At 44.2% G+C, this 22,566-nt stretch carries 16 protein-coding genes; 1 reads left to right on the forward strand and 15 read right to left on the reverse strand.

Annotation, left to right across the window (positions count from 1 at the left end):
* Nucleotides 1-149 precede the first annotated feature (149 nt).
* The 15 genes from ACH6EH_RS11085 to ACH6EH_RS20225 form a co-directional block, all read right to left on the reverse strand.
* Entirely contained in the window at nt 150-1,058 is a 909-nt protein-coding gene (locus ACH6EH_RS11085) for a phosphatidylinositol-specific phospholipase C (RefSeq protein ID WP_397332363.1), read from the reverse strand.
* Between the two features lie 26 nt (nt 1,059-1,084).
* On the reverse strand, nt 1,085-2,500 hold the full coding sequence (locus tag ACH6EH_RS11090; RefSeq protein ID WP_397332364.1) for an extracellular solute-binding protein: 1,416 nt from the start codon (nt 2,498-2,500) through the stop codon (nt 1,085-1,087).
* 113 nt (nt 2,501-2,613) lie between these two features.
* Nucleotides 2,614-3,459: a carbohydrate ABC transporter permease gene (locus ACH6EH_RS11095; RefSeq protein WP_397332365.1), complete on the reverse strand. Its 846-nt coding sequence runs from the start codon at nt 3,457-3,459 to the stop codon at nt 2,614-2,616.
* 15 nt (nt 3,460-3,474) lie between these two features.
* On the reverse strand, nt 3,475-4,389 hold the full coding sequence (locus tag ACH6EH_RS11100; RefSeq protein ID WP_397332366.1) for a carbohydrate ABC transporter permease: 915 nt from the start codon (nt 4,387-4,389) through the stop codon (nt 3,475-3,477).
* A 43-nt stretch (nt 4,390-4,432) separates the two neighbouring features.
* Nucleotides 4,433-5,158 (reverse strand): glycerophosphodiester phosphodiesterase, encoded by a 726-nt coding sequence (locus ACH6EH_RS11105; RefSeq protein ID WP_397332367.1) that lies wholly within the window; start codon nt 5,156-5,158, stop codon nt 4,433-4,435.
* The gene (locus ACH6EH_RS11110; protein ID WP_208204113.1) at nt 5,158-6,186 is read right to left on the reverse strand and encodes a CehA/McbA family metallohydrolase; all 1,029 of its coding nucleotides are present in this window, start codon (nt 6,184-6,186) and stop codon (nt 5,158-5,160) included. The genes ACH6EH_RS11105 and ACH6EH_RS11110 overlap by 1 nt, the downstream gene beginning before the upstream one ends.
* The gene (locus tag ACH6EH_RS11115) at nt 6,143-6,652 is read right to left on the reverse strand and encodes a hypothetical protein (RefSeq protein ID WP_138224709.1); all 510 of its coding nucleotides are present in this window, start codon (nt 6,650-6,652) and stop codon (nt 6,143-6,145) included. Before ACH6EH_RS11115 ends, ACH6EH_RS11110 begins: the two co-directional genes overlap by 44 nt.
* Before the next feature lie 349 nt (nt 6,653-7,001).
* Complete coding sequence (locus ACH6EH_RS11120) at nt 7,002-8,465, reverse strand: glycoside hydrolase family 30 protein (RefSeq protein WP_397332368.1); 1,464 nt, start codon at nt 8,463-8,465, stop codon at nt 7,002-7,004.
* 259 nt (nt 8,466-8,724) lie between these two features.
* Nucleotides 8,725-14,256, reverse strand: a complete 5,532-nt coding sequence (locus tag ACH6EH_RS11125) for a carbohydrate-binding protein (protein ID WP_397332370.1) — start codon at nt 14,254-14,256, stop codon at nt 8,725-8,727.
* 33 nt (nt 14,257-14,289) lie between these two features.
* Complete coding sequence (locus tag ACH6EH_RS11130) at nt 14,290-16,701, reverse strand: glycoside hydrolase family 2 protein (RefSeq protein WP_397332371.1); 2,412 nt, start codon at nt 16,699-16,701, stop codon at nt 14,290-14,292.
* Nucleotides 16,702-16,780: 79 nt separating this feature from the next.
* On the reverse strand, nt 16,781-17,632 hold the full coding sequence (locus tag ACH6EH_RS11135; RefSeq protein ID WP_397332372.1) for a carbohydrate ABC transporter permease: 852 nt from the start codon (nt 17,630-17,632) through the stop codon (nt 16,781-16,783).
* Nucleotides 17,633-17,648: 16 nt separating this feature from the next.
* Nucleotides 17,649-18,581, reverse strand: a complete 933-nt coding sequence (locus tag ACH6EH_RS11140) for a carbohydrate ABC transporter permease (protein WP_397332373.1) — start codon at nt 18,579-18,581, stop codon at nt 17,649-17,651.
* 72 nt (nt 18,582-18,653) lie between these two features.
* Complete coding sequence (locus tag ACH6EH_RS11145) at nt 18,654-19,922, reverse strand: sugar ABC transporter substrate-binding protein (protein ID WP_397332374.1); 1,269 nt, start codon at nt 19,920-19,922, stop codon at nt 18,654-18,656.
* Nucleotides 19,923-20,232: 310 nt separating this feature from the next.
* On the reverse strand, nt 20,233-21,240 hold the full coding sequence (locus ACH6EH_RS11150) for a LacI family DNA-binding transcriptional regulator (RefSeq protein ID WP_397332375.1): 1,008 nt from the start codon (nt 21,238-21,240) through the stop codon (nt 20,233-20,235).
* A 165-nt stretch (nt 21,241-21,405) separates the two neighbouring features.
* Nucleotides 21,406-22,035 carry a hypothetical protein gene (locus tag ACH6EH_RS20225; protein ID WP_483875081.1) on the reverse strand — a complete coding sequence of 210 codons (630 nt, stop codon included), beginning with the start codon at nt 22,033-22,035 and terminating at the stop codon, nt 21,406-21,408.
* Nucleotides 22,036-22,404: 369 nt separating this feature from the next.
* Here ACH6EH_RS20225 and ACH6EH_RS11160 point away from each other — a divergent pair, with 369 nt between their 5' ends.
* The gene (locus tag ACH6EH_RS11160) at nt 22,405-22,563 is read left to right on the forward strand and encodes a hypothetical protein (protein ID WP_397332376.1); all 159 of its coding nucleotides are present in this window, start codon (nt 22,405-22,407) and stop codon (nt 22,561-22,563) included.
* The last annotated feature ends 3 nt before the right edge of the window (nt 22,564-22,566 follow it).

Below are 22,566 nucleotides of genomic sequence, written 5' to 3' on the forward strand. Positions count from 1 at the left end.
TCTGTGAGCTTATTGTCATATGTTCTCTCTGCCTTGTCAACATTCCCCCACCCGGGCCGAGCCAAGCCGGGTCGGCTCGGCCCGGGCAGGAGCACAAACGCTCCGGCACCTCACGGCGTACCGGAACGTTCCTGTGAGAATATTCTTTTCTAGAAATTGGTGGCAATCATTTTGGAGGCATGCTCGCTGGTGATGAAGTCCATCGCCGAGATCCCGAACCGCCCGCGCGTATTTGCCGTAAAAAAGTCCAGCACCTTGGGATTGACGTAATCCTTCGTATCCCGGATGTCCGGAATACCGAAAATGCCTGGCTTGTACCCGCTGGTATAGTTGATATACAACCATGAAGGGTTGCTATTCTTGGCCTCATTGTACATGCTTTGAATATCATTCCACTTCTTCACCTTGTCAGATACCTTGTAATAGTCCTGGATTTTCATATTGGCAGCTGTGTTTGAGATAGTGAAGGTGGTGTTCTCCTTCCAAGCCGTTGCATCCAGACCTTTAGGCAGCTGAGTCGCAGAGAATCTTCGCAGCAGCACGATTTTCCCGCGAGCTTGATCCAGTGTCGGAACGCGGTCAGTCAGCAGCCATTTTCCCGGGTTTTTGCTCGTATAGGCATTAAACGTGGCTTCAAAAGAACGCGTATTCTCTGCCGCCGTGTGCTCCTCCTTTACACTCATGATGACCGTTTCTGTCGGGTTGCTGTTCAGAAAGGAAATGACGGTGTTTAAGACTGCGTCGAAATTTTGCTGCTGATACACGGCACCGTGATGGATTTCAAACGCATTTTTAAAATGTCTTGTACGAATATCGAGATACCTGACCCCGATGGACAGCTGCTGCGCAATGGTCAGATCCTGATTCTTGGCTGTGCCGTAGACCGGCTCGTACAAAGCACCGGAATCATGCGTTCCCGGGATCGTGAGGGAGGACAGCGAGAGCGAGCCGTTCACTTCCCCCATCCAATTGTTACTCGTGTAAGCAGACGCCGCGCCCGCTAATGGCACTACCAGCATCGTCAACAGCATCAGGCATAACCAGGTTTTCTTCAGCATGGAGCATACCACCTTTTCTTAGAGTGTTATTGACTCTTCAGCCAGCTCTCCGACTCGGACTGTGCCTTCTGGAGTGCTTCTTCCGCCGTCAGCTCGCCCAGCAGAATACGCTGTACATTCTCCGACAAAATATAGCGCGGCTGACCGGAACGGTACGGGTAACGCGGCGCCCACAGCTGACTCATCTGCTTCAAAATAATATCCATTTGCGGCAATGCCTTCACACTGTCCCAATCCGCAGCGGCCTTGATGACCGGCATGCTCTGCGAACGCTGCTCTTCCCACATATATTTCTGGAAAAACTCACTGCTGCTAAACTTCAGCCACTCCCACGCCAGATCCTTGTTCTTGCTGTTCTGCCCAATCGCAAACGGACTTCCGGCGAACATGCCGCCCATGCCCAGCTCTGGGTTGGTGAAGAGCAGCGCAGCCTGGTAGCGGTCCTGTGTACCAAAGGTTTCAATGATGTTGATGAAGCCTGGAGCGGCGCGCAAATGAATGGCAATGTTATTTTTATCCGTCAGGAAATTCTCCGAGCCCTGATTGACAAGAACACCTTCCGGCGCATATTGATTCGCTTCCTTCAGCAGCTCCGCCGCTTCAATCATAGTGTCACTATTGAATTCCAGCGACATGTCCTTCCACAGAAATCCAGTGCCCCATTGGCCGCCCTTCGACTCACTGATATTCATCACGGTGTCGGCCGCATCGGTTCCATTATAGGTAAGCCCGTAATTTTGCTCGCCGGTTTTTGGATTCTTGCCTGTCATCTTGGCGGCCTTTTCCAGCACTTCCTCGATGGAAGGCTTCTCTGACAAATACTCTACACCCCAGTCATCAAAAAGCTGCTTGTCATACACGATGAGCCGGGCGTCACCGATGTACGGCAGACTGTAAATTTCCGGCTGCTGATCCTCTGGACCCATCGCTCTCCAGCCGTCCACCTGACCGTTCAAGTAAATGCTCGTATCAAAGCTGTCTTTATCAATATAAGTCTGGAGCGGCTCCAGCAGGCCCTGCTCGACAAAGGTAGCCAGCCCCGGCACCTGATACACATCGGCTGCGCCGGACTGAAGCATGGTTTGTGTCTTTTCGTTATAATTGTCCCAGCCCATTAATACAAATTCGACCTCCGCGCCAGGGTACATTCTTTCGAACTCTTCCTTCAGCACGTTTACGCCCTTGGAGGTGATCCCAGTGATCGCATCGGTTTTTTCCTCAATCGCAAAATCACCAATCATCTGCACCTTCAGCTTCCCCGACGGGCCCTCACCAGCAGCACCTGCTGCGGTGCCGCTGGCAGCCGTCTCCGCTTCTCCATTCGAGTCGGAGGATGAAACGCTGCTCTCCTTGCCGGTACACGCGCTCAGCAGAAGACTAAACAGCAGAAGCAGCATCAGCGGACTTCGTAAAGCTTGAAATTTTCCTTTAAACATAAACATTGGTTTCCCTCCACAAATGTAATCTTTTTCTCTTTAGACCTGCATGATTTGTAACTTTGCGCTACAGCTCTCGGATGCGGTGACACCTGCGGCTGCGTTAACCGCCTTGTCCATCACTCTCCCTTCAGGCCGCTTAAAGCAACGCTGCGAATAATATATTTTTGGAAAAATAGAAACACGAGCAGGATCGGCAGAATGCTCATAGCGGCCAGCGCCATCGTAATCCCTGCCAGGCGGCCTCCGTTCTCGGCCGAGAAATTAGATAAGAACAGCGGAACGGTCCGCAAATCCTGATCATTGATCACCACCAGCGGCCAGATGAAGGAATTCCAGCTGTCCTGGAAGGCCAGAATCGCCACAGTAGCTGTGATAGGACCTGTCAGCGGTACAAAAATGTAAAAGAACGTTTTGAACTCCCCCGCCCCGTCAATCTTGGCGGACTCCCTCAAGCCTTCCGGCAGCTGGTCAAAAAATTGCTTCGCCAGCACCAGGCCCAGAGCATTGATTAACGAAGGAAGAATGAGCGGATATTTGGTATTGATCATTCCAAGATCATTAAACATCGTAAACATGGGAATCAGCCGGGTTTCGAATGGAATCATCATCGTCGCCAGCACGATGAAATACAGCAGCCTCTTGCCCTTAAAGCTTCCGCGGGAAAAGGCGTATCCCCCCAGCAGCGCCGATGCTACACCCAGCATGACACTGAAAAAGGCGACCACGGCAGAGTTCCAATAGGCCAGAAATAAAGCGTTGTTCTCAAACACGAGCTTGTAATTAAACCACGCGAATTGCTCCGGGATCAGGCGCGGCGGAAACGGCAGGGCCAGATTCGCGGTTTGCTCCAGACTGACGCTGATCATCCAGATGAACGGATAAATCATAATCAAGCCCACCGCAGCAAGCAGGATGGTCGTTACGGCATCTATGGTCTTCCATTTGTGCTGCCTGTCATGCATGATGGTTCACCTCTTTTAAATTTTCATCTTCAGCAGCTTGGTATTTAGGTACGTGAACAGCAGGATGAAGAAGAACAGGATGTACGAGGCCGCAGATGCGATACCATACTCATTGCCGCCAAAGCCGCGCTCGAAAATGAAGCCTACTACGGTGTGCAGGGAGCGGGCAGGACTTCCCTGTAATCCGCCAAGCATAAAGGCATCTGCAAATCGCTGCAGTCCTCCGATCCAGCCCAGGACCAGAAGCAGCGTCAGGCTGCCGAGCATATTCGGCACCGTAATCCACCACCACTGCTGCAGGCGGGTGGCTCCGTCCATGGAGGAGGCTTCATAGTACTCAATCGGGATCGCCTGCAGATTCGCCAGGTTGATAATAATGACGAAGCCCAACCAGTGCCACACCGAGAGCACTACAGCGCCCCATTTTGCCGAAACCGGCTGGGACAGCCAGACAATTTTTTCAAAGCCGAGCATTTGCACGATATAATTCAGCGGCCCATCCGGATGAAGAATAGCCAGAAACACCGTCGCGGCCGCAATCATGGAGGTGGCATTGGGAATGTAGAACAGCACTTTGAAGAAATTCGATCCCCGCCGCAGACCATTGATCAAGCAGGCAATCAGGAAGCCGATCGGGATCGCGATCAGCAGCTGAAAGGTGGTTATATACACCGTGTTGTAGACGGCATACCAGAACGTTTCCGAGGCAAGCACCTCTGCATAATTGGCACCGCCCACGTAGCGTTCCTCAACGCCCTTGGTAAAGCTGAGCCGCAAGGATTCGATCAAGGGGTATACCGTGAACAGCAGGATGCCGAGCAGTGACGGGATCAAGAATACATACCATACAGCGCGTGATTCCAGCCGGGAAGCCGGCTGTCGCTCTGAACGAACCAGGGCTCGTTGTCTTTCTGCATTCACTAAGGACATCTTGTCGGACGGCGCAGCCGCCGTCCTCCCTCCTTTACTAGGTTCATATTTTCTCGCTTAACCTGCCCTCCAGACGGTCATGGAGCCATTCCCTCCGAAGCAGGCTGCAGTAGGTCACATCCATAACAGACACCGCATCAACGCCCATGTCCATATATTTCGTAATCACGGCTTGATCAGCCGGAAGCGTGAACACCCACACCGCCAATCCATGCTGCCGGGCACAGCGTACCAGCGAAGTCCGACAGGAGGCGTACTGAACATTAATGCCGGCGAAGCCGGACTGTCTGGCGTATTGACACCATGATAGTGTCTGCTCTTCATAGGCAGCATCCGTCAGGTGAGGCGCTGCAGCCGGTGCATTCCAGATCACATGCCGGGCGGCATCGCTGCCCGCGAGAGCATCCGTCAGTCCTGTGAAATAAATCTGATCCCAGACCTGCAGCTCCGTAATGACCCTAGTCGCGGCTTCATAAGCCGGCAGTGTCTTCAGATCCAGATTGAATGCCGCCTTCTTTCCTCGTAGGAGACGCAGCACCGTCTCCAATGTTTCAACGGAACCAAGACCGGCTGCAGGCAGTTCGTCATAGCTATAACGGGAGAGATCCGGCTCGTCATCGTGATAAAGCACCGGAATGCCATCCTTCGTCGCCCGGACATCCACTTCCAGGACATCGGCTCCTGCCTTATAGCCTTTTTCACAGGAAGCTGCTGAATTATAAGGAGTAGCCTCACAGCCGGTATGTGCAATAATTCGGCATGGCTTCATCAGACTGCCGCCCTTTCTGGTTCAGGCACGGGAGGGGACGATACATAAATCGGGTTCGTCATCGCCAAAGGGATCGGGCTGCTCTCCATAAGTCCCTCCGCTTTCACTCTCAGCCACCTCAGACCTTCTATAGAGACCAGGTGCTCGGCTTCACTCTGATCCTCGCGCCATGGAATCTCGGTGATCTCGCCAAGATTGGATTCAAGAATCAGCTTCGTAACCACCACCCGCTCTCCCAAATTACCGGAAGCCGTGGATGAGTCCAGCTGAAGCCGCAGGCTCATCTCCCCGCCGATATTACTTGAGCTGTCCACACAATCACCAAGGAAGTAGGCCCTCCCGCCGAGTCTCGCTTCCACATGCAGCCGTGGCCCGACGCTTAAGTAGCAGCGTCCGTGAGAGATCGCCTGTACCACCTTCTCCCGGGAGAAGCGGTCCTCTTCATGCTCAAGACCGATATACGTAAACGCCGGGGCACCTCCCAGGAGATCCGAATGATGCCAATCCCGCCCGGCCGTGGCTGTAATGCGATGGCCTTCATTTAACAGCTGGTCCCACAGCTGCAGCGCGGGCCGATTATAAGGCCGCAGTGCGGGCATCATGCCGTGCCATACCTCGATGTAGTCCAGGTCAGACCAGTCTGTAATGTCGTACTCCCAGTGGCAGCCTGTACAAATCGGACTTCCCATGGTGTACGGATGAGCGATCCCGACAATGCCTCCAGCCTCATGTACGCGACGTATCCCTTTATGAATATCGCGCGGTCCCAGATCCCGCCACTCGGTATACGGTGCCCCCAGCGTCAGCATATGGCCGTAAAAGGTCGTCCACTCCATACCCGGAATGACAGCCACACCGGTTGTCTGCTGAATGTGCTCGGCCTCCGCTAACCCTGCCGCCGTGTTATGATCGGTCAATGCAATACCCTGCAGCCCCAGTCTGCCGGCTTCCCTGCACATCTCCGCCAGTGAGTGCCTTCCATCACTATGTGGTGTATGCGTGTGCAGCTCGAACGGAACCCAGATCACGGCTTTGCCCTCCTTTGTGAACAATAAGCTGATATGTGCACTCCGGTGTCACTACACAGTGCACGCTGATCGTAATTTTCCAGATGCCCGAGGGCAGCGGTCCTGCCAGGAATCCGGGAGAGGCTTCCTGCTCACATAGCATATGTCGCTGCTCTGAGGGATGACGGTGAGCGGACCCCCGAAAGCCATGAGGATCATCGACCGACAAGGTTAACAGATTTTGCAGCGGCATGTACCTCTCCCACTCCGCTTTCCGCAGCTCTACAAGCTCAGCAGCTTCATACTTCTCGATTGCTTCCCAAATGAGCAGCCGCGAGGCTTCCGGGTCCTCCATCACCTTGGGCGTATACCTGAACTCCATGTCCAGGGAGGCGGGGTCTTCGTCTACCAGGCATGAATATGTAATATGACTTTTGGAGCTGAGCGGGGTCAAGGTCCCCTCTACAGCCAGCAGCTGCTTCTTCATAGCTTCACTTCTCTTTCTGTCTCTTGCTCAGGCGTCATTCATGATTTCCCCTTCATTTGTCTAGATTTCTTCAATAAATCCAATGGTAAAAATAATATAATCTAAAAAATAACCCAAAGAGGTATAGACATCTCTGTTGTTTATACAATACCAAGCCTATGTCAGCGCAATATGAAAAGAATGTAGCGTTTATGTAAATAAGCAACAAAAAAAAGACGACCCCGCCTTTCAGGAGTCATCTTTATGAACTTAAGATATGCTGTTGTTCACACAGCCGATTGAGTCAGATTATTTCGAATAAAAGGACCTTTGTCTCTATTAACAGTTATTGTATAAAAATAACCGTCTTTCAATTAGTGCCCGATGTCCATTTAAATGTTACTGCTCCTTCGGCTGGCATTTGATAAGTGAAGGATTGAGTACCCCATTTAATTTTGACCGTTTTGGCGCTTGCCAGGCGATTGGATACAATCATTACCATAGAACCATCCGTATTGCGGTATGCCACACTCTCCATCTGATCCTGGAACGTATTCGATTGGATGCGCTGTGCGCCCGGATTAACAAACTTGCTGCTATGTCCAAGACCATAATACTGGGGATTATACGTCACATTATCCGTAGCGTCGGAACGAATTGTAATCAGGCCACGGTTTGCACCGTCTATTCCAGATAGGGCAGGACCACTATTCTGGTCCAAAGCAATATTCCACATAATATACGACTTCGCCCAGTTTCTTGGGAAACGGATCGTATGCATCATTAAATCTTGAAACATTCCTTTATCCGTGCCCCCACCAATCCAAGTACCGCTTCCTCCTTCTGTAAACCAAATGTCTTTATTCGGATATTGATTATGAAGTGTGGTTAGATTCGAGTGAGTGAGTGCTGAGTAATAATGAAAAGCACTGCCACTTACATAGGTTGAAGCACTAGATCCTAAAATAGTACTCGGATAATTAATATCATCATAATTGTGGTCATAAGCTAAGATTTTGGTGCTCAGATTGTTCTGTACCAGCTTAGGTCCAAGCACGTTAATAAAATTAATTTGTTCCGTTGTAGACATTAACATCCCAGGCCAGTGAGGGGCAAACTTCGGCTCATTTTGCACCGATATTGCATACACTGGAGTGCCTTTTGCACTGTACTGCTTCAAGTATTTCACGAAATAATCAGCATATGCATTATAAGCATCGGTGCGTAATGTCCCCCCTGTATCACCGTACAAGGTCTTGCCTGTCTTCATCCAAGCAGGAGGGCTCCAAGGCGTTGCAAAAATTTTAATCCTACCTTTGTTCACATTATATGCCTGATCTAGCATTGGACGAATGTAAGCATCTTCCCTCCACAAAGAGAAGCCTGATAAACTCATATCATCTACATTGTTAGTCGTATCATTATACGTCCATGCCTCCCAGTTAAAATCGCTGGCCCCCATCGGTTGACGTAGTGCACTGATATTGATCCCGGATGGTCCGAACAATTTATTCATAACCTCTGAGCGTTTCGTAGTGCTCAGTTTATTTTTAAGCAGCCAAGCAGATGCATCCGTCAGAGAAGCCCCAAATCCGTCCATGGTTTGATACGTTGTATTACCATTCACCGTGAACGTATAATCTGCATTTGCACTGGTACTTGAGAAATTAAGATCTGTTTTCTTGGTCAACCAACTATTCGTATTAGGATTGCTGAGCCACACTTGAACAGCTTCTCCTGCCGCATAAGTTGGTGTGGAAAAAGACGAGCTCCAAATCGGAACCAACATGGTTAACGCAGTAATACATGCAACCATTTTTTTCTTGATCATCATTTCACGATCCTTTCATCTTAATATATAATGTACATCTAACCAGCTTGCAGCCTGATTTATTCCGCGTCACATCTCTATCACCTCCTTTTCAAAATAATATGTAATCGATTACAAAATATTGTGCGTTAAGATCTTTTATAATTCTTAGTTGAATTGTAGCATCGAATGTAATCGGTTACAAGTAAATTTTAACTATACTGTCAGCACGAATTATTTGGGATAAAAGAACCTCCCACACAAAACGGGAGGTCCTTCAACACTAGTACTTCATTTTCTTAAACAAGTTATAAACAGCCTGTGCACTCTCCGCACGTGTTGCATGAGCATGAGGACGGAAACCTAGCTGATCTCCTTGCATAAGCTTTTGGTCAGCAGCAGCATTTACCGCGGATAAAGCCCAATTGCTAATTGCCGCTTGATCTTTAAATGATGCAGTTATTGTAGTATTCAGCTTGGTTCCAGTATGGAATTCCATGGCTCTCACCAGCATCGCGGCCATTTCTTCCCGCGTTATCAAGTCCTCAGGATTAAAATGAACAGCACTGGAACCCATTGCGATTCCTGCTTCATATACTGAAGCAACATAGGGGTTGTACCAAGCATTTAACTCCACATCGCTGAAAGTATTTATGGATTTGCCTTTGTAATCGATGCCCAACGTTCTGATAATCATGGCCGCAAACTCAGCCCGTGTCACATGGCCGGAAGGATCAAACACATCGCTTGTTTTACCGGTTACGATATGCTTAGCAGCAAGTGTATCGACTACATTTGCAGCCCAATGAGTATCACTTAAATCTCTGAATGATTTAGTGAACTCCAGCATAGCATACTTGCTGAAATGTTTGATCTTGGCAACCATCTTACCCTGTATGAGATTGCCGCCAACATACTCCATATCATCATATTTACTTACGTGATACACGCCTAAAAGATTAGATTTGGTATCAGCATTAACAATGCTGAATGTTAGTGTAATCGGATCTACAAACGTTGTTAGCACACGTTTCTCTCCACCTGCTGTGATTACGTATAATTCGAAATCGTAGATGTCACCTAATGCCATAAGTTTTGCATCGTATTGATTTTCCGCACGAGCGAGAAGTTGCTGTACCTCCTCCTTTTCAACAGGTTCAAATGTGAATCCAATCGTCGCTCCTTCTGCTTCCTTGTTCGTCAATAATTGCTGCAGGCTGCTTAGAAGGCTGCTAGGAATTTCAACAGCAATATCATCGGACTGAATCGTTATTGAACGGACTCCAATAATTTCCGCTGCGCGCACTGGCAGTACAATTTCTTTCTTTCCTTTCTTTCCACCCATTGCTATAGCTATTTTGTCTTGACCTCTTAGACTGAGCAGTAAGCTCTCATCCACTACGACCTTGTTAGCTTCTGGTTGGGGGGTATCGTTTTTGTTGTCACCGTAGTGATTTCCTATAGATCCTCCGATATTTTCGTTGCTGTTTTCATCGCCTACTACCGGAGCTGCATCTACAGTAATGTTAACTTTTAGCTCGGAGCTCAAACCATAAGGATCTGTTGCAATAAATGTAACAACATACTCTCCCAATGTCGTAGCTGTCCACCTGAATTCTCTCTTGTCTGAATTAAAGCTTGCATCCTGTGGCAAATTCTCTGCTGTATACGTCAATAAATCACCATCGGCGTCCTCAGCTAACAAAGTAAATATTAGCTCTTGACCCAATAATGCTGATTTAGAGTCTGTCGACAGCCATACTGGGGCAGCGTTCTTTGGCAGCTTCATAATCTGCACATCATCAAATGCTGCCCAGTTTCCGGCTTTACCGTCTGAGAACAATCCAATCTCAAGTTCGTTCGTCTTGACGTCAATCGGTTCACTTACGAACAGACTCCAATCTGAAGCAGGTGCATCTATTAGGTTGATAGACTGTTCTGTTCCGCCAAATTTTTTCATTTCCATACGGAGCGCATTTTGCCCGCCACCAGACCTTACCCAAGCAGAAACCTGATATAATCCGTTGTCTAACTCAAGCGTTTGATATGTTGTCTGCATATAATCGCTGTCGGACCAATGTGTAAGCTTGTATAGCCCTGTTCTCGGTCCATCTTGATCAACATACTGTGCATTGCCGCTCAGATCCCATCCGTTCCAGCCTGTTGTATCACCCAACTCAAAGCCTAAATTTGTACCTGTCACAGGACGATTGGGAATAATTTCAATTTCTGTACTCTTCATTGACTCATTACCATCAACATCTAATGCACTAATAGAGTACCGATAAAGCTCTCCGTTATTAAGACCACTTATTGTCTGAGTTCGGCTGGTGACATTCTGCAGCAAATTCCCGTTCTGATACACGTTATATGATGCAAGATCATGCTCATTGTTCTCAGACCACTGCAAAATTGCACTTTGATCGCTACCGATTCCTTTTAATCCCACAGGTATAGAAGGAGCATAGCTATAAATTTCAAAGTCATCAATTGCAGCCCAATTTCCCGCTTTAGCATCAGAGAATATGCCTATCTCTAATTTACCATTGAGTACTTGAATATTATCAATGGCAAAAGGAGTCCACGTTCCTCCTTCAGCGCTTCTCAAATCCTTTGTAAGCTGATCGCCGCCGAAATTTTTCGCTTCCAATCTGAAAGCATTTTGTCCTCCTCCCGTACGTACCCATACCTGCACTTTATAGGTCCCATTGGGTACATCTAAAGTCCGGTAAGTGGACTGCCTATAATCAGTCGATCCCCAATGCGTAAGCTTATAAGCTCCTCTCGGACTGTCATTATCAATAAAGTTCGCAATATCCTGACCTTCCGGATGCCATTCTGACCAGCCCTCGAATGAATTCAACTCAAAATCCAGATTAGAGAATGATAATTTAATTCCAGAAGCATTAGGAGACAAGAGTATCGAATCACTAAAGTCCGACTCATTTCCAGATATATCCAAGGCGCTAATCGCAAATTCATAGTTTTTTCCTGGAAGCAGATTGTTCACAACGTATTGTGTTTCCGTAACAGGATCTACAGATGCAATCATAGTTCCATCTACATAAACATTATATCTGAGAAAATCTTTTTCTAAATTATGCTCCCAATACAGCTTAACCTGCTCATTCCCTGCCTCTGCTTGCAATCCCACAGGCACAGCCGGCGCTGTTAAATCAACTATTGCTCCGGTTGTTGCGTGTACGGAGGCGGAGATCTCAGATTCTCCATTGCTATTATAGGCTGTGACTACATAGTAGTAGGTTTTATTGTTGTGCAGTCCGTAATCCAGAAAATTTGTGGTGTCAGCTGCTGTCAAGCTCAGCTCTGAAAATTCTGTATAAACGGAGTTTGTTACTGTAGATTCCGTAATATCTTTTACTGAACGATATATTTTGTAGCCACTAGCATTTACAACAGGATCCCATGTCAATTGAATATTACTATTGTCATCTGCGATGGCCTCCACATTTTGTGGGCTTGCAGGCGATTCTGGTGAAGCCTTTGCAGTTGGGGCCTTCGTAGTAACGGGATACAGCCCAAAATCATCAAATGATGCCCATTCACCTGCTGGTGAATTAGAATACATACCAATCTCTACTTGTCCGTTGGTCACCTGAATATGTTCAACTTTTAATGGTGTCCACGAACCGATGAATTCAGAACTCGCCTCAGCGGACTTATCAGGTCCGCCATAATTTTTTACATCTAAACGGGTTTGAATACCGCTTCCCTTGCGCAACCATACGGATGCGTTATATGTTCCATTAGGAACCTTAACGGTTCTATAAGTATATTGTTCATAAGCCTCAGCTGACCAATGTGTAAGCTTGTAGTACCCGCTTCTCGGGTCACTAGTATCTACTTTATGGACTTCAGCTTGTCCGTCTGGATTCCAACTATTCCAGGAATTCAAGTTTCCTTCTTCAAATCCGCCATTATAAGACAAATAATTCAGACTATCAAGGAAAGATTCAGTACTAAATTGGAACCAATTCAGATTTACGTTTCCTTTGAAAACCAGGTACAATTTATGTCTCCCGCTTACACCTTCAGTTGGAGCAGTTTTAGTCTTCCATTCCTGCCAACCGCCTGTATTGGTTACATCAACGCGACCGACCAGTGGGCCATCAGCGCGATCCAATCTAAATTCGATGCGAGCATTCTTCTCCGTTGCAGCCCTGACCTTAAGACTTGCGGTTCCACCTATAAATTCAACATTGTCGAATGCGATATAGTCACCGTCATCAGTCTGGCCAACAAATTTACCTCCGGCTGTATCATTGCTTATCTCGGTAGTAATCCCGCTCATTTCGTTAAAGTCTTCAGCCTCAACTATGCTGTATGGCGAAATCATTGCAGGCTCCGCCGGCGTACCACTCCATTTAAATGTAACAACCGCACCTGCAGGAAGTTCATAATTGAAACTTTGTCCTCCCCAACGCACCTTGAATGATTTAGAAGCCTTGGATGAATTTAATACGATCAGAACTTTAGAGCCATCTGGATTCCTGAAAGCTACATTCTCGACGCTTCCACTATACGTATTAGACTTGATACGTTGAGCACCAGGAACTACAAATTTACTGGCATGTCCAAAAGCATAATATTCTTCATTGTACGTAACATCGTAGGTAGCCGTATTGACAGTTACAATGCCTCTGCAATCCTCACAGCCACCAATGAAAGGACCATGATTCTGATCTAATGCAAGATTCCATTTCAATGATGTTTTGGCCCAATTTCTTGTGGCGCCAATAATCAAATTCTGAATATCCCAGACTAAATTTTCCGCAAAAACCGGTGCAAATGCTCCCCCCGAGCTTTCGGTAAAATAAATATCTTTGTCTGGATGTTGGTCATGAACTAGAGATTGGTTCTCAACAGAGCCCGCATAACCATGGAACGCGGAACCTGCAATGTATTGCTTTGCCTCTGGATCATTTAACACTTCAATAGGATAGTCCGGTTCATCCCAATTATGATCCCAGATAATGATCTTAGTATCAATGTCCGCCGCTTTAAAGGCAGGTCCCAAATATTTTACGAAAGCTGCTTGGTCTTCTGGCTCCATTCTCATTCCTGCATAATTGCTTGGTTCATAATGGGGCTCATTCTGAAGCGTAATCGCATCAAATACAATACCTTCTGCTTCATAAGCTTGAATTGATTTCACAAAATATTGTGCATAGACCTCATAATTTTCTTCTTTTAACTTGCCTTTGAATAAAGATTGATTGTCTTTCATCCAAGCAGGAGCACTCCAAGGAGTTCCCATAAACTTAAGATCTGGATTTATTTGTAAGGCCTGTTTTAGTAAAGGAATAATATATTCCTTATCGTGGTCTATAGAAAACCGCTCTAAGTTCGGATCACTTTCTCCTTGAGGCAGATCATTATATGTATAATGACCGAGCGCAAAGTCGCTTGCCCCTAATGGTACTCGAATATAGCTGAGTCCGATCCCCTGAACTGGATCAAATAAGTTCTCCATAACTTCTGCTCGGTGAGCTTCATCTAACTGTTTAAATAAAACCCAGGCTGATGAATCCGTCATTGAAGCCCCGAATCCGTCCATTTCTTGATAAGTAACACTTTCATCGACATTAATTGTATACTGCTCTGGTGCTGATTCCGGGGTAAATGTTAACCCAGACTCTGAACTGAGTAATTTACTTCTATCACCAGTCGTTAACCATACCTGGACTTCTTCTCCTGCAGCGGATACAGTATTCACTGCAAAGTTAGGGAATATGGTTATTATCATCGAGATGGTCAGAACCGTGCTAATCCATTTTAATTGTTTTCTCATCATATCACCTCTTAACGTTAGTTTGGCAAAATAACCCTATTCCTTAGGTGACCAAGTTTCTGCCCCTGAAACGGTCGCCTTTATTTCTTTAAGATGAAGACCAATATCATTGCGGCTATGAATACGAATGGACTTTATATTTTGCAGGTCGATATTCTCAGCTTTATACAATGGAATATATACAGGGTAGTCCGTTTTGGCCAAAATATCGTATGAAGAGTATTCCCACGCTCTACCTGAGTGGTCTTCAATAACTATATTTAAGCCGCCAATTAATTGATCGCTATGTGCAGTGATTTGAATGAAATCAAATGGAGTCAAGTCTGCAGATTCAGATAAGTCTGCCGTCAATTCTGTAGTTACAAGATCTTCGTCTTGTGTATATAACACTAGATCTTGCAGCGAATCCATTTGCGTTACAAACCCATGGTTAGCGCCTGTATATGATTTGTAATCAGCTTGGATTAAATCTGCAATTTCTTTCTTCGTGAAGCGATCCATATGATAGATCCCAAAGGTATCAATCCAGTCATTATGGTTTACGTACCAGTTATACATAATCCAAAAATCAATCCCTGCTACATAACCATCCCGGTTGATATTACCATTTCTAGATACCGTAGATTTCTCCATCAACGCTTGTAAAGTTGCGTGATACGTCGCTAATTGCTTATCAGATTCTGCATTCGTTTCCCCTGTCCAATGCCCATATTCCGTGTTCAGAATAGGTTTATCAGGATAGGCGCGGTGGGCTTTTTCAAGGAACAATCGAGTGCCCTCATAATAAGTGCTTCCGTGGAAAATACCAAAATACATAGTCCACCCTGCCACATCCAAAGGTTCCATAGATGGATCATTAAACCCGGGTTGATCCGCAGCTGCACTCTGTGTAACTAATCTGCCGTCATCATAGTGTTTGTGTAGATCTTCGACTACACGCGTATTGTATTCCAATCTTAAATTCACATCTTTTGATTCATTCTGAGTGCTCCACATAATAACAGATGGTCGATTATATTGTGAAAATACCATCTCTCTCCACATCTGATCGGCAAATTTTCTTTCTTCTTGTGCTTTGAAATGAACCGTTTCAAATTGCCATAACGGAATTTCACTCATTGCAGCCAGTCCCAATCTGTCTAATAACAAATATGTGTACACATGATTCGGATAATGACCGGTTCTTACCATATTCGCATTCAGCTGCTTGATTTGTTCCAGATCCTTTCGAATCCGGTCCCATTGTGCGGTTCTTCCATACGCCGGCCATTCCTCATGTCTTGCAATTCCTGCTAGAAACACAGCATTATCATTCATCGTAATTTGATTTTTCTCTGTATCCACGGTTCGAATCCCAAACTGTGTGTAATAGGTATCTATAATGTTATCGTTCTCCACTTCCTCTAGTTCGAGCTTCGACACATATAGGTTAGGGTTACCGATCGACCACAGCTTAGGATTCTCAACCTTTACTTCATACATTATAGCCTTCACTTCTAATGGTTCTAGGCGGAACTCCTCTGAAATTGCCGGAGTGATTTGTATCTTATGACCTATAATGTCTGATGCATGAGGTGAATTGAGGAAATCAGGTGACTGCTGGTCAGCTTCATAAAGCTGTTTTTTTAATCGTATATGGCGGCCTTCACTAATACGATTTTCTAAGACAATCTTGATTTGAATGGTACCCTTTGTGTCAAGAGGTACAATATCTGCACGAGATATATGTACTGAATCTGTCTCTTCGATATACAAATCATGAATAATGCCCGTGTAGTTAAAAAAGTCAGTCGATGCCAAGGCGGGGATGACTTCATTTCTGCTGCCCCAAGGCGGATTATCCACCCTTATCCGAATTTCGTTGTCCCCTTCATTTAGAAAAGGAGAAAGGTCTAATGCAAATGGCGTAAATCCACCCTCGTGAAAGCCTACCCAATTTCCATTCAACCAAATGTCAGCCACGTAACTGATGCCTAGAGCCTTCAGCGTGTAGACTTTATTTTCTTTCTTGGCAAGCTCAAATGTTCGTTTATACCAGACACCATTTTCATACGTTTCCGCTGAGTGGGCTTGTTCCAAACCACTTAGTCGGTTTTCTGGTAGTGGAATATGGTGTTCTTCCCAACCCTCAGAATTTCCTTCAAGATACTTACCTTCTAGATTCTTGATTTTGTCTAGCCACTTTTGATCTCTAGGCGACATGGTTAGATCATGATCAGCCTCGAAGCGGATTTTTTCCCATTCACCGTTTAACAGATGAGTTTCTCTTTCTTGAGGCTCAAAAGTAGGCACGGGAATACCATTTTGAAATGGAACATTCATATTGTTAACCTTCTTTAATGAGAGCGTGGTCTGAAGGTAAGCGCCTTGAACCTTATTTTCTAACGAATTTTTATTGACAAAATTACTACCTTCTGTATTGTCATTAGTAAATATCTGTGCTGTCAAATAGATCCCTCCAACTACTAGTAGCGTTAGTCCCGCCCAAAAGTACCCTTTTTTTATTAATATCCTTCTCATCTGGTTATCATCCCTTTACTCCACCAGCACTGATTCCCTTCATAATGTGCTTCTGAAGGAACATGAAGATGACAATGAGAGGAACAGCCACGATGACAGAAGTAGCAATCATTATTGGATAATTCTCTGCTTGTTTTAGAGTAGACAAGAGTGCTCCTAGTCCTAACGCGATTGTATAATTTTCAGGACTGTTGATAACTACAAGCGGCCAAAGGAAGTTATTATAATTCCACATAAACGTGAAAATTCCGAGCGTAACAAGAATGGGGCGGGCCAGCGGGAGCGCGATTTTCAGAAATACTTTGTACCAGCTTGCACCATCAACAATCCCTGACTCCTCCAACTCTCTAGGCAAAGTTAGAAAATGCTGTCTCATAAGAAAAATGTTATATACGGATATCACAAAAGGAACAACCAGCGCCCCTAAATGATCATACAGACCTAGCTTGTTAATAATAATCATATTAGGGACTAGCAATACAGTTCCCGGAATCATCATAGAGGTCAGAATTAATCTAAATAATAATTCCCTTCCCTTAAAGCGCAATCTGGCAAAGCTATATCCTGCCAATGAATTTAAAAAAGTATTTGTAACCGTATTTATAATTGCTACTAAAAATGTGTTAAAAAACAACACAGGAAAGTTCATATATTCAATAGCAGATTTATAATTATCAAGAGTGAATGAAATTTCTCCCGTTTCGAAGTCCCTCGGAATCAAGGAAAATTCGGGAGAAAAAATGCCTCTGCTATCCTTAAAGGATGATGACAGAAGCCAAATAAACGGGAACACTAGGATGATGACAAATAAACATAAAACAAAGTAGGTGAGGATACGTTCTGTTTTCTTTCCAACCATTTTCTTTGATTCCTCCCTATTCATCTAAACGCTGAGGTATGAATTTAAAGTTTAGCCAAGTAACAATAAGAATCACTAGGAGCAGCAAGTAGGACATCGCAGCGGCTGTACCCATCTCGAAATACTTAAACGCATGATTATACAGGCTGAAGAGATACGTTGTTGTAGAACCGTTAGGACCGCCTTTTGTCATTAAATACATTTGATCAAACGCCTGAAATGATGCAATCAATCCTGTTACAATCAAGAAAAATATAGTAGGCTGTATCATCGGTAAAGTAATACGAAAAAACCTATGTGATGCGTTCGCTCCATCAATCCGGGCCGCTTCATATAAATCTTCAGGAATGCCCTTCATACTCGCAAGAATAATTAATACGTTATATCCTAATCCACCCCATATAGCCATGACACCTAACGCAGGAAGCGCGGTATTTTCATTGTTCAGCCATGAGGTTGTAGAATATTGATCCAAGCCAGGGATTAACGAAAGCAATTGATTTACCAGGCCGATTCTGGGATCTAAGAGAAATACCCACATTGCTGCTACGGCTACCGCTGCAGTAACGTTAGGTATGTAATATGCAACTTTAAAAAAGCCCTCGCCTTTTACATTTGAATTTAGCATTGCAGATAAAACTAGAGCGATAAATATTCCTAACGGCACACTATAAATAATATATTTCAGAGTGACGAGAAGAGACGGCCAAAAATCCGGGTATTGAACATCATCAAACAACAAATTTTTATAATTGTCTAAACCCACCCATTCAGGTGACGATCTTAAATTCCATTCTGTAAAACTTACACCAAAAGAAAGTACGATCGGAAGAAGTTGAAAAATCAAAAAATAAACGATTAGTGGCACTATAAATATAACGCCAGCCCCCGATTCACTTTTGATCCAAGCCAAGAGACTTTTTTTCTTCTGCTTTTGTGCATTTAGCATGAAATCACCCAATCTTTATTAGATAGCGGAGGAACCAGGACGTCCCTCCGCTCTTCAACTCACAACATACTATCAGTTATTAATTACTTTAGTGGCATCGTCAGAGGCTTTCTTCATGACCTCGGAAGGCTCGCTGCCGCCGATAAACACTTCTTCCAACGCTTTACCAATAATTTCATCATTGATCTTAAGCCATTCTGTAATTGTTGGTCTTGCTACTGCAGTTTCCATCTGTTTCAGGAATACACTCAAATCCGGATCATTAGAAAATTTCGGATCTTGTGCAGCTTTCAAACGAACTGGAAAGTTCCCTGTTACGTCAGCCATTGTGATGGAATTTTCATCGTTTGTTAGGAATTTGACAAAGTCCCAAGCAGCTTCAGGTGAATCGGTGTTTTCATAAATAACCAGATCATCTCCACCAATATTGGAGTATGATTGTTCTCCCTCTTTGTGTGGGATTAATGCTACGCCATAGTTTAAGTTAGGGAAATTTGTTTTGAAGCCACCCATTTCCCAAGGACCACTGATTTTAGTTGCAATCAAGCCATTGCCAAATGCGTTATTGCTTTCTCTAATAGACTTATCAGAATACTGGAGTAACTCATTTACTAACTGAACCGCAGCGATCCCTTTATCATCACCGAACGTCGCTGTTTTCTCATCCTCAGAAACCATCGTCCCTCCGCCGCTATGCACTAGAGCTGGCAGCAACCATGCGCCCCAACCACCTGTACCGAGTCCTTCAAATGCGGCAATTTCATTCGCTTTGTACAAATCTTTAGACATTTGAACCCATTCTTCCCAGGTCTTTGGAGGATTTGGCATTAAATCTTTGTTGTAGAACAAGGCTACCGTTGTTTGATTCATTGGTAAACCGAATAATTTACCACCAACCGTAGCAGTTTCCAATGCACCTTGATAGTACTCCTCTTTATTAATTCCATTAGCTCCGTTAGCAAATTCCTCGATTTCAAGGAGAACCCCATCTTCTGCAAATTTAGGAACTAACGGCTGATCAAGGTATGAAACATCCGGATTTTTTCCAACAGCAATTGCACTGTTTAGCTTTGTGTTAAAATCATCTTTCGGAACAAACGTGGTTTTGATGGTGTGACCTGAGGTTTCTTCATATTGATCCAGCAGTTTTACAAGTACGTCTTTACGCTCTTTGGTTTCCGGCTCATAAACCCAGAAATCAAGGGTTTGTGCTGTAACCTCACCTGAACTTTTTTCATTGTTAGCGGCATCATTGTTTGTCTCTGTGTCGTTACTGCTTCCGCATGCAACAGATACAATCATTAGTGTTAAAACTAAAAATAATGTCATTGTTTTTTTCATTTGAAAACCTCCTAAATTAATGGATCCCCTATTGTCTTATCATTTTACATCGTGATTTTTGTTGCGATAGTCAACACCTCCTTAAATTTCTTTCTAAACTGTAATCGATTACAAAATGAACATCTAAGTTGTTGATTCTACGGTTGATTATATCATTGACTGTAATCGATTACAATATACTATAGCATTTATTATTTCAGACTACCGACAAGATTTATTCGATACATTAACAAGCCTTGATTGTTGTATTGATTACTTTAATTATATTATCTTTGGCAAGCAATTATCCGACTTACATCTAAGGGTCAATCTAGATTTTAAAATCGGAGGACTCTCTTATAATTAGTTCTGAGTCGATTTTAAAGACTCTTTGAAGATCAAATTCATCTTCATTAAGCTGGTCTATAATTTTCTCTGCAATTAACGCCCCCATTGTATATTTGGGCTGGTTAACTGTACTTAAACGCGGATTAAGATATTTTGAAATTCTATTATTATCTACCCCTACAATCGCTATATTATTAGGAATTTGAATTCCTAGTTCTGCACAAGCACGATATACACCTAAAGCCATTTCATCATTTGCTGAATAAATTGCGCTAAATGTAATATTTTTGTCTAGTAATCGCTTAAAAGCCTTATAACCGCCTTCCTCGTTAAAATCACCGTTTTCGATAAGTTCAGGCTTGTATTCAAGCTGATGTTCCTGAAGGGCTTTTATATATCCTTCTAATCGTTCGGAACTATCTAGCGCGTCTGGATATCCACTAAGAAATGCAATATTTCGATGTCCTCTTTCAATTAAATGCTCCACTACCTGCTTTGAAAATTTAACGTTGTCTGTAAATATACACGGAACTTTAGGGCTATCAATAAATCTTCCAATTACTCCAATATGATAACCATTGTCTACAAACTCATTAATAACTTCGTCTGAAACCATGTGGGTAATAAGAATCATTGCATCCACCGTGCGGTTCAGCAGAAGCTCAAGGTACGCGACTTCTTTATCCTGTTGATTTTGTGCATCACATATAATGACCTTATATTTTCTGGAATAAGCCATATTCTCAATACCCTTAACAATTTCTGCGTAGTAAGAGACGTTGATATCAGAGACAATTACTCCTATTGTCATCGTTTTTTTGGATCGTAAATATTTAGCAGTAGCATTAGGATGATAATTCATCTGATCTATTGCGTTCTGGACTTTGTTTCTTGTCTTCTCCGTAACTAATTCACTGCCATTCAAGACTCTTGAGACCGTTGCCACTGAGACTCCTGCCGTTTTGGCGACATCTTTTATTTTTATGTCCACAATCTACTCCTACTTTCTCCATATAACTCGCTAACGATTTCATTATAGCATAGAAAAAGGAATCCATTTATAATTCCAAAGCCTGATTGGATCATGAATCCTGTTCTATTGTAAGGTTCGCCAGTTTTATCAGGTCAAGATATTTATAGTTGCAGTTGATTCAAGCTACACATCTTTCCTCAATTGAAAATCCGGCTCCCTCATATACTCCAGCGGATAGATATCATCCCTTGCCGAAATCAGGCCTTTAAACAAAGCTACAGTTCCTCTGTGGGCCGGGTCTGGATAATGATAACCGAGATTTTCAGGTTCAACATGCTCTACAATAACAAAGGCATCTTCCTTGTCCGTCATTTTGTAGACGACATTCTCCGGTTTAAACACATGCTCCGCATGATCTAAGGTGACGAGATGAAATTCCCTGTCCCGCCATATGGTCCCATAGATTTTAAAAGCCTGCGATTGGATCAATGCAATGAATTTTGAGGGCAGGAGGGTTAATTCAATGCCTGTGATGTAACCATCACGGTCCATATCAATACCAAATTCAATATCGCATCTCTGTTCATTAGCTTCTTTAAACGTCTGTGGGGCGATGACTAACTGATCTAAATATGTACTCACGTTGGCATCGGCTATATAGGGAATTGTGATCTCATCAGGATTTACGTGCTGAAATAGTTCGTTATCACTGCTTCCGCTGAGCTCTGATTCATTCATTGCCGGCGGCTTTAACGTAATATAGCCCATATTGCCGCTTGTACCATAGTAACATGTGATTTTCAGTGCTCTCACTCCTACTTATATAGGATGTACTCTTCTCAGATATACTCCTGTCGTCTACCTCTTCAGCTCTTTCAAACGTTGTTACATGTCATTTATTTTAAAGGACTGGGCTTCTGCAGACTAGTTAAAAATGATGAGGATGTAAAAAGGCACCTCCAGTCGGGTCACCTTCGGTTAAGGTGATGGCTGAGGTACCATTGTGTTGTGGAAACTGCAAATTTCTACCTTTTTGTATCACATGATACGTGATACAATACAACTAGTTCTTCTGCTTTACGTATGGATTTCTGGGTATAGACATATTTATAGATGTCTATACTTTTAGAAATGTATGAGCGGAGGATGTGTACAATGTGTGAGAAAGAGGAGGAAAATGATATGAGTCTTATTTTGAATAAAAAAACCACCAAAAAAACTCTATCAGACCATCCAAATTATAAACGAAAAGTTCCTCGGCTCAGTGTTTCTAATGGTGTCGCAAGGATTGATTCAGATGACACGATTCAGAAGAAATGGTTTGAGGAGTTTAAAAAATAATTA

Origin of the sequence: Paenibacillus sp. JSM ZJ436, from assembly GCF_044383795.1 — a bacterium.
Lineage (GTDB): Bacteria > Bacillota > Bacilli > Paenibacillales > Paenibacillaceae > Paenibacillus_AQ > Paenibacillus_AQ algicola.

Excerpts from the sequence above, each read along its gene's own strand:
- ACH6EH_RS11085 (WP_397332363.1), bottom strand. The coding sequence starts at position 1,058 with ATGCTGAAGAAAACCTGGTTATGCCTGATGCTGTTGACGATGCTGGTA.
- ACH6EH_RS11090 (WP_397332364.1), bottom strand. The coding sequence starts at position 2,500 with ATGTTTATGTTTAAAGGAAAATTTCAAGCTTTACGAAGTCCGCTGATG.
- ACH6EH_RS11095 (WP_397332365.1), bottom strand. The coding sequence starts at position 3,459 with ATGCATGACAGGCAGCACAAATGGAAGACCATAGATGCCGTAACGACC.
- ACH6EH_RS11100 (WP_397332366.1), bottom strand. The coding sequence starts at position 4,389 with ATGTCCTTAGTGAATGCAGAAAGACAACGAGCCCTGGTTCGTTCAGAG.
- ACH6EH_RS11105 (WP_397332367.1), bottom strand. The coding sequence starts at position 5,158 with ATGAAGCCATGCCGAATTATTGCACATACCGGCTGTGAGGCTACTCCT.
- ACH6EH_RS11115 (WP_138224709.1), bottom strand. The coding sequence starts at position 6,652 with ATGAAGAAGCAGCTGCTGGCTGTAGAGGGGACCTTGACCCCGCTCAGC.
- ACH6EH_RS11120 (WP_397332368.1), bottom strand. The coding sequence starts at position 8,465 with ATGATGATCAAGAAAAAAATGGTTGCATGTATTACTGCGTTAACCATG.
- ACH6EH_RS11125 (WP_397332370.1), bottom strand. The coding sequence starts at position 14,256 with ATGATGAGAAAACAATTAAAATGGATTAGCACGGTTCTGACCATCTCG.
- ACH6EH_RS11135 (WP_397332372.1), bottom strand. The coding sequence starts at position 17,632 with ATGGTTGGAAAGAAAACAGAACGTATCCTCACCTACTTTGTTTTATGT.
- ACH6EH_RS11140 (WP_397332373.1), bottom strand. The coding sequence starts at position 18,581 with ATGCTAAATGCACAAAAGCAGAAGAAAAAAAGTCTCTTGGCTTGGATC.
- ACH6EH_RS11145 (WP_397332374.1), bottom strand. The coding sequence starts at position 19,922 with ATGAAAAAAACAATGACATTATTTTTAGTTTTAACACTAATGATTGTA.
- ACH6EH_RS11160 (WP_397332376.1), top strand. The coding sequence starts at position 22,405 with ATGAGTCTTATTTTGAATAAAAAAACCACCAAAAAAACTCTATCAGAC.